The organism is Stenotrophomonas sp. SMYL89 (assembly GCF_036319985.1).
Classification (GTDB): Bacteria; Pseudomonadota; Gammaproteobacteria; order Xanthomonadales; family Xanthomonadaceae; genus Stenotrophomonas; species Stenotrophomonas maltophilia_Q.
Genome location: NZ_JAWIRW010000016.1, coordinates 63,940 through 70,793, shown reverse-complemented (window position 1 = coordinate 70,793; position 6,854 = coordinate 63,940). Strand labels below are relative to the sequence as shown.

At 66.9% G+C, this 6,854-nt stretch carries 8 protein-coding genes; 4 read left to right on the top strand and 4 right to left on the bottom strand.

What is annotated here, in order from left to right:
* Together V3B41_RS16905 and V3B41_RS16900 are read left to right on the top strand one after the other, a co-directional pair.
* Nucleotides 1-200 (top strand): IS110 family transposase (locus tag V3B41_RS16905; protein ID WP_329861714.1); only part of this gene is annotated, 200 nt, incomplete at its 5' end.
* Between the two features lie 119 nt (nucleotides 201-319).
* Nucleotides 320-2,431, top strand: a complete 2,112-nt coding sequence (locus V3B41_RS16900; protein WP_329861713.1) for a TonB-dependent receptor — start codon at nucleotides 320-322, stop codon at nucleotides 2,429-2,431.
* Nucleotides 2,432-2,477: 46 nt separating this feature from the next.
* Here V3B41_RS16900 and V3B41_RS16895 read toward each other — a convergent pair whose 3' ends face one another.
* Together V3B41_RS16895 and V3B41_RS16890 are read right to left on the bottom strand one after the other, a co-directional pair.
* Nucleotides 2,478-2,996 carry a hypothetical protein gene (locus tag V3B41_RS16895; protein ID WP_329861712.1) on the bottom strand — a complete coding sequence of 173 codons (519 nt, stop codon included), beginning with the start codon at nucleotides 2,994-2,996 and terminating at the stop codon, nucleotides 2,478-2,480.
* 116 nt (nucleotides 2,997-3,112) lie between these two features.
* Nucleotides 3,113-3,892 (bottom strand): hypothetical protein, encoded by a 780-nt coding sequence (locus V3B41_RS16890; protein WP_329861711.1) that lies wholly within the window; start codon nucleotides 3,890-3,892, stop codon nucleotides 3,113-3,115.
* A gap of 205 nt (nucleotides 3,893-4,097) precedes the next feature.
* On the opposite strand from V3B41_RS16890, the gene V3B41_RS16885 reads away from it, so the two are divergent.
* On the top strand, nucleotides 4,098-4,421 hold the full coding sequence (locus V3B41_RS16885) for a hypothetical protein (RefSeq protein ID WP_049427576.1): 324 nt from the start codon (nucleotides 4,098-4,100) through the stop codon (nucleotides 4,419-4,421).
* A 34-nt stretch (nucleotides 4,422-4,455) separates the two neighbouring features.
* Here the strand turns inward: V3B41_RS16885 and V3B41_RS16880 are convergent, their stop codons facing one another.
* Nucleotides 4,456-5,031, bottom strand: coding sequence for a TetR/AcrR family transcriptional regulator (locus V3B41_RS16880; RefSeq protein WP_049427574.1), 576 nt, complete (start codon nucleotides 5,029-5,031; stop codon nucleotides 4,456-4,458).
* Nucleotides 5,032-5,100: 69 nt separating this feature from the next.
* Between V3B41_RS16880 and V3B41_RS16875 the strand changes: the two genes are divergently transcribed.
* Nucleotides 5,101-5,646 carry a thioesterase family protein gene (locus tag V3B41_RS16875; RefSeq protein ID WP_197633273.1) on the top strand — a complete coding sequence of 182 codons (546 nt, stop codon included), beginning with the start codon at nucleotides 5,101-5,103 and terminating at the stop codon, nucleotides 5,644-5,646.
* Between the two features lie 6 nt (nucleotides 5,647-5,652).
* On the opposite strand, the gene V3B41_RS16870 is transcribed toward V3B41_RS16875, so the two are convergent.
* Nucleotides 5,653-6,786: an agmatine deiminase family protein gene (locus V3B41_RS16870; protein ID WP_197650494.1), complete on the bottom strand. Its 1,134-nt coding sequence runs from the start codon at nucleotides 6,784-6,786 to the stop codon at nucleotides 5,653-5,655.
* Nucleotides 6,787-6,854 lie beyond the last annotated feature (68 nt).

Below are 6,854 nucleotides of genomic sequence, written 5' to 3'. Positions count from 1 at the left end.
TGGCGGCCATGGGCCTGACCCGATCCAAAGGCGGCAAAGCCCTTTATACGGCCATCCGCGAACGTGGCCACAGCAGTACCGCCAGCTTTAACATCCTGGCCAGAAAGCTGGCCAGGATCGCCTGGGGGGTCTTCAAAAGCGGTCGGGACTTTGACCCAGCCATGCTGAAAGTGGGTCAAGCCTGCTTCCAGCAGGCTTGACCGCGAACATAGGATCTCGGCTCTACAGGCGCACCCGCCCCCATACGTCGGTGATGGGTGACGTACCGTCCGCGACCTGTTAACTTGCGCGCCACTTTCGTGGTTTACAGCATTCCCGCATGTCGCTCCCGTCTCACCGCCCCACCCCGTCCCTGCTGTTCCTGGCAGTTTCCCTCGGCCTGGCTTCCACTGCCGTCGCCGCACCGCAGGCCACCACCCTTGATGCCGTACGGGTCACCGCTGCCGCCGATGCCAGTGCCCAGGCGCGCGAGGCGCTGAACCGCGTGCCTGGCGCCAGCAACGTCATCGACGTGGCCAAGGCCGACAGTCGACTGTCCAGCAGTGCCGATGTACTGGCCTACCAACCGGGTATCAGCGCGCAGTCGCCGGGCAACGAGGGCACCAAGATCTCGATCCGTGGCTCGGGCATCAATCGCGGGCCGGGCGCGCATGCCTCGGGCATCGCCGTGGCGATCGACGGCCTGCCGCTGACCGGACCGGGCGGCACGCCCTACGAACTGCTGGAACCGCTGTGGCTGTCGCGCGTGGAGGTGCTGCGCGGGGCCAATGGTTTCGAACGTGGCGCGCTGGCACTCGGCGGTGCCATCGATTACGTCAGCCGCAACGGCCGTGATTCGGCTGGCGTGCAATTGCGTTACGAGGCCGGCAGCCGTGGCTACCAGAAGCGCGGTCTCAGCTGGGGCGGTGTCAGCGGCGACGTCGATTACTTCCTGGCCTACACCGATACCGAATTCCACGGCTACCAGCGCCATGCGCGTGGCGACGGTAAAGGTGCGATGGCGAACATCGGCTGGCAGATCACGCCCGACCTGCAGACGCGCTTCTTCGTGCGCTATCGCGAAACCAACCACGAAACGCCCGGGCGCCTGACCCGCGACCAGATCCGCAACGATCCGCATGCGGCCAATCCAGCCAACCTGGCCATCGATGCGCGCCGCCCGCAACCCGGCAGCGCCTGGGTGGGCAATGTCACCACGCTGCAGATCGATGAGGACTCCTCATTGCAGGCCGGCCTGGTCTATCACACGTACCCGATGGACTTGAACGAGAGCCTGTACCGCCAGCAACTGGACTACGCCAACCTCAACGCCACGCTGGACTATCGCCACCGCCACCGGCTGTTCGGGCTGGACAGTGAAACCATGGTCGGCCTGCGCGTCACCCACGACCTGGACGCCGACGTGCGCGAGTCGCTGCGCTTTGCCAGCAACGGCTATGCCGCCGGCACGCGCACGCGTGATTTCCGCCACCACGGCACCGACAGCACGCTGCACGTCAGCAATATCCTCACCTTCAACGACCGCCTGCGCATGCAGACCGGGCTGGCGCTGATCAACACCCGCCGCGACGTGCAGGTGACCTGGCCAAACAGCGGCGGTCGACTGCGCGATCATGACTGGGACTACGCGCCGCGGCTGGGCTTCACCTGGCAGCACAGCGCGCAGACGCAGTGGTTCGGCAACCTCAGCCGCTCGGTGGAAGCACCGCATCCGTGGTCGATGATCTGGGGCTCGAACCAGTACTTCGGGCCGGGCAATGGCCCCTCCACCGGCCGCCAGCGCGCGCCGGTACCGATGCAGAACCAGACCGCCACCACGCTGGAACTGGGTGCGCGCGGCGACGCTGTGCTGGGGCGCTGGGAACTGACCGGCTACTACGCGCACGTCAACCACGAGCTGCTGAGCGTGGAGCTGCAACCGGTACCGAACCTGTTCATCGCAGAGAACAACGCCAGCCCCACCGTGCACCGTGGCATCGAAGCCGGATTGGACAGCACGCTGTGGCAGGCCGCGCCGGGGCGCCTGTCCTTGCGCCAGGCGTACACCTTCAGTGATTTCCGTTACCGCCACGACGCGCGCTTCGGCAGCAACCGCCTGCCGGGCCTGCCGCGCCACAGCTACCAGGCCGAGCTGCGCTTCGATCACGCCTCGGGCCTCTATGCTGCACTGAACACCGAATACGCCTCGCGTATCGCAGTGGACTACGCCAACAGCTACTGGGCCGACAGCCATGTGATCTTCGGCAGCCGCATCGGCTACGACGCACCCGGTGGCCGCTGGCAGGCGTGGGCGGAGATGCGCAACATCGGCAACCGCCACTACGCGGCCACGGTCACGCCGGGCTACGACGACGCCGGCAAGGATGTCGCGCGCTCGACGCCAGGCGAAGGCCGTGGCGTCTATGCCGGCGTGCGCTGGCGCTTTGACTGATCGCCTCAGGCGGCGCCGGATGTGATCCGGCGCCGTCATTCCAGGGTCAGCCGATACGCCAGGCCGGCAGGCGTTCGCTGCGCTTCCAGATGGAGGGCGCGAAACCAATCAACACCAGCGCCGCCAGCCACTTCGGTGAGGTAGTGAGCAGTGTCGAGGTGAGCGAGCCATCGACGGGGGCGCCCATTTCCTGCCACGGGTTGTAGCCCAGGTAGACGACGCTGCCAGCCCACCACAGCAACGCCGCACCGACACCCACCAGCAACAGGGACAGCGTGCGGCAGGTCCAGCGCTGCGACGTGGTGCCCCATTCCCGCGACGCCGCGATCAGCAGGCCCACCACCAGCAGCGACACCAGTGCAACCAGCCCGATATCGACCTTGTGCCCGATACGCTCATAGCTGCAGGCGCGGCATCGGGCCTCCTCCGCGGCGGTAGCGGCTTCGGCGGTAGCGGCCTGCCCGGCTGCGGGCTCAGCCAGTGCTGCAAACGGCATCAGTACTGCCAGCAGCGTCACCATGATCCAACGAAACAACGTCCTGTTCCTGCGTGCAGCGACATCCATGCGCTCTTCCTCATTCGTGGTGGTTGACAGCCGGCCACATGCCTTGGCCTTGGCGCGGATCATAGCGCAGGGTAGGTCAGGAACGAAAAGCCGAGCTCGGCCATCCACTTGCGCCGCTACAGCGCCCGGAACGCCTGGGCCAGACTGACTGCGCCGGGTGCCAGTTCCTGTGCGAGCCATCCAACAACAGCAAAGAACAGCAGCAGGCCGAGCAGCGGCCAGATCGTGTGCGTCACGCATACCCGCCACCATCCCTGCTCCTGCATGCCCTGCATGCGCCGGTACAGGCCACTGGCAATGGCCGCGTCCACCAGCAATTCGGCCATCAGCACCGGCGCCGACCACACCACCCACATGCTCGCCAGCAGGACGGTCGCCACCAGCGCGACGATGCCGAGGATCACCAGCAACGGCAGGCCCGCTTCGTCTTCGGCCAGGCCGGTCAACGGCAGCTCACCGGCATCGCCGCCGCCGGCCTGCGCCGACTCATTCCACGAAGCTGACGCGCCGCCACCTCCAGAACGGCCACCGACGCTGCTCCACGGTGATTCGGCGACGCCGCCGTGTGCCGATGGGCTGCCTCCACCCACCTCCGACGACAGGCCATCCAGCACGTCGTCCCAGCGCCAACGGATCCAGATCCACATCAGCAGCAGGAACACGCCGTAGGCCAGCAGTACCGCCATCGGGTAGCGCAACAGCATTGCGTCGACGCCAGCCAGTCGCAGCAGATGCGAGGCAAGGAACCCGGCGGCTCCAGTCAACGCAACGATCAAGGCCATCTGCAGACGGGGCCAGCCACGTTGCTGCAGGTGCCGCCGCGCACGCACGACTTCACCGCCACGGCTCCTGGGCAGCTTCAATGCACTGATTGAAAAATGGCGCGAGTTCTTCATGCCGCCACCCGTAGACGGGAGGCATCGCGGCCAGGGACCTCAGAAACCTGATACTGCATGCGGACATCCTTGCCGGGCACGCGTAGGCGGTGGTGGACGGATTCTAGCGCGATGGGGCCGTGGGTCCATCTGCCACGGGCCGGACTGGCGCCGGCCTTGTACCCGCGCGCCGGCGGCTGGATTATGATTTTCCACCAGAAGAACTATGCGCCACGGCATGCAGGCCTCCCAGTTCACCCGCGCCACCGCGCTCGTGATGTTCGTTCCAATGATTGGCCTCGCCGCTTGGGGTTCGTGGTTTGGTAGCCGCTGCTTCAGCGATGGCTGCCTCGGCGTCCTGGTGGCCTGGCTTGCCGCCGTGGTCACCTTTGCGGTGCAGGCGTTGCTGGTGCTCCCGGCGAATGCCTGGGCCCTCAAGCGGCAGGGAGCGCCCGCCTCCCGCAGCTACCTTCGTTGGTTGGGCGCGTCGGCCGTCGCAGCCTTCCTGCCCATCGTGCTCGGCTGGGGTTACCTGGTGATCTTCAGATGACCTGCCGCGCGTCTCCCGCACACGAATAGCCGGATCAGGGCGGCGCGGTCGCCTTCAGCAACTGCGCTGCGACCTGGTCGAACGGGGCGATGTCCTGCAGTGCGCGGCACATCGCCACGGCGCCTTCCACGCTGGCGATCACCAGGCTGGCCAGTCCATCCGCCGCCGCAGGATCGTGGCCGTCGGCAATGAAGGCTGCGGCGAGATGCCCCTGCCAGCGCGCGAACACTTCGGCAGCGGCAACACGTGGCTGGCTGGGCACGGCTTCCACCGGCTCTTCCACTGCCGCGGCCAGGACCGGACAGCCCGCGCGGAACCCGGAGCGCAGCAGGCGCTCGCGCCACATTGCCAGGAACTGCCGCAGGCCCAGCACGGCCCCGCCCTTCAACAGCTCGACGAGAAGCGCCTCCACCTTGTCGCCGGCCATGTAGGTGGCGCGCGCCAGCAGTTCCTGCTTGCCGCCCGGGAAGTGGTGGTAGGTGGAGCCCAGCGGCGCCTCGGCCAGCTTGGTCACCTCACGGATGCTGGTGGCATTGAGGCCTACCCGCGCCAGCATCTGTGCTGCGGCATCAATCACCCGTTGCGGGGCATCAGAGGGTCGTGGGCTCACGGTGATCGCCTTGCTAAGACAGTCGTCATAGATTAGCGTACCGGCCGTTCTATAACAGTCGTCATAGCCATGAATCTCTGGTTCCGCCTGCTCCACCTGCTGCTGTGCAGCCTGTTCCGGCCCAAGCTGGAGGCCCCGTTCGGGGTGTCTCGCCTGCAGTTCCGGGTGCTGCCCAACGATCTGGACAGCAACCTGCACATGACCAACGGCCGCTACTGGAACATCTTCGACCTGGGCCGGCTGGACCTGATCCTGCGCATGGGCCTGGGCCGGGTGGCGCTGCGCGAGAAGTGGGCACCGATCGTCGGCGCAGGCACCATCCAGTTCCGTCGCGAGCTGAAGCCGTTCCAGCGCTTCACCCTGGAAACGCGCCTGGTGGGCTGGGTCGGTTCGCGCGGCATCATGGAGCAGCGCGTACTGATCGGCGCTGAGCAGAAGATCGCCACGCGCGCGCTGCTGGTCACCGGCATCTACGACCGCCGCTCACGCCAGTTCCTGGGCATGCCAAAGATGATGGAAGCGATCGGCGTGGTCGCCCCGCCCTCGCCGCCACTCAGCGCGGCCGCCGAGGCGTTGCTGGCGGCCGATGCCGCGTTGAAGCAGGACCACGCCTGAAGCGCGTCACCCGACCTTCGGCATGTTCTTTGTCACGCAATGGATGCCACCTCCGCCGCCCGCAATCGCGTCGATGTCCACCGGCTCGATCTCCCGGCTGGGGTACAGATCCTCCAGCAGTTCACGGCAGTAGCCATCGGCAGCGTCGTCGCCAAACTGCGGCGCGACCACCGCACCATTGATCGGCAGGTAGTTGACGTAGCCCATCGCCAGGTCGTCGTTGTCGCGGGTATGCACGTTGTCGCGCCCGTCCAGCGGTGGCGGCAACGTGTGCACCTGCAGGCGACGACCATCGGCATCGGTGGCCTCGCGCAGGATCTGTAGATGTTCGCGGGTCAGGTCGTGATCGTAGGACTCCGGATCATTGTCCAGGTTGGCGATCACTACGCCGGGGCGCACGAAGCGTGCGTAGAAATCCACGTGCGCATCGGTGATGTCCTCGCCGGCAATACCGGGCAGCCAGATCACCTTGCGCAGGCCAAGGTGATGCTTCAGCTCGGCCTCGATATCCGCGCGCGACCAGTCGGGATTGCGGTTGCGGTTCACCCAGCAGCTCTCGGTGAGGATGGCGGTGCCATGACCGTCGACTTCGATGCCACCACCCTCGCCCACCAGATCGCTTTCCAGCAGCGTGGCACCGGTCACCTGCGCCAGCCACGGCGCCACCGCGCCATCGTTGCGTGCGCTCTGCTTGCCACCCCAGCCGTTGAAGTTGAAATCAACCAGGCCCAGCCCGCCCTTGCCATCGGTGACGAAACAACCGCCGTAGTCGCGCACCCAGATGTCATCCAGCGGCACCTCGAGGAACTCGATGTTGTCGCGGCCGCAGCGATCCTGCGCCAGCTTCCGCTGCGCCGGGCGGCACAGCACGCTGACCGGCTGGTAGCGGGCGATGGTGCGGGCCAGGCGGGCCACAGCGGTGTTCACCGCGTCGGCCTGCGCACCCCAGACCCGCGGTTGCGCAGCAAAGGCCAGGAAGACGCGCTCCTGGGGGCCATGCTCGTCGGGCATCCGCCAGATACCCGCGCCCGGCCCCGCCGCAGCCACGCGAGCCGGCAACCCCGCCAGACCGAGGGCGGCCAGGCCGCCAAGACCGGCGGCGCCCGCCAGCTGGGTGAGGAAGTGACGACGGCTGCTCATGACGGGCTCCAGGGCCGGTGTGGGATGGAAGCTATGCTGCGCTTGCCCATCCATAACAACAAACGATA

What these genes read in the sequence shown, in the direction of transcription:
- V3B41_RS16900 (WP_329861713.1), top strand. Translation starts at nt 320, where the DNA reads ATGTCGCTCCCGTCTCACCGCCCCACCCCGTCCCTGCTGTTCCTGGCA.
- V3B41_RS16885 (WP_049427576.1), top strand. Translation starts at nt 4,098, where the DNA reads ATGCGCCACGGCATGCAGGCCTCCCAGTTCACCCGCGCCACCGCGCTC.
- V3B41_RS16895 (WP_329861712.1), bottom strand. Translation starts at nt 2,996, where the DNA reads ATGGATGTCGCTGCACGCAGGAACAGGACGTTGTTTCGTTGGATCATG.
- V3B41_RS16870 (WP_197650494.1), bottom strand. Translation starts at nt 6,786, where the DNA reads ATGAGCAGCCGTCGTCACTTCCTCACCCAGCTGGCGGGCGCCGCCGGT.
- V3B41_RS16875 (WP_197633273.1), top strand. Translation starts at nt 5,101, where the DNA reads ATGAATCTCTGGTTCCGCCTGCTCCACCTGCTGCTGTGCAGCCTGTTC.
- V3B41_RS16890 (WP_329861711.1), bottom strand. Translation starts at nt 3,892, where the DNA reads ATGAAGAACTCGCGCCATTTTTCAATCAGTGCATTGAAGCTGCCCAGG.